This window comes from Streptomyces sp. NRRL WC-3618 (assembly GCF_001280005.1).
In the GTDB taxonomy this organism is placed as follows: Bacteria; Actinomycetota; Actinomycetes; order Streptomycetales; family Streptomycetaceae; genus Streptomyces.
Map to the genome: position 1 here is coordinate 1 of NZ_LGDW01000343.1, position 322 is coordinate 322.

Annotated in this window: 1 pseudogene; it reads right to left on the bottom strand. The window is 64.6% G+C overall.

The annotated features are described in order from the left end of the window. Positions 1-171 (bottom strand): annotated as a pseudogene (locus tag ADL01_RS46550) (IS701 family transposase); the annotation flags it as partial. Positions 172-322: the final 151 nt, after the last annotated feature.

The following is a 322-nucleotide window of genomic DNA, read 5'->3' on the forward strand; positions in this document are numbered from 1 at the left end:
TGCGGCCCCCTTTTCGAGGGCCTGGGCCGTCATCGCCGCCAGGAAGGCGTGCGCGAGCATGGCCAGGGTGATGTGGCGGGACCAGACCCCGTAACGGCGGACTTCCTCATTGTCCAAGCCGCACCCGTTCTTTCCGGCCCGGGACAACTCCTCTATGGCCCCCCCGGCCCCCACCCCACCCGGCCCTCCCCCCCCCACTGCCACTCCCACCACCGCACGCGCCCCGATCAAGTGAGTCACGAAACACCACCAAAACGATGCAGCATCAACAAACTAAACTCCGAAAGGGCCCTGTGACCAGGACATATGGAGAAGTACAACT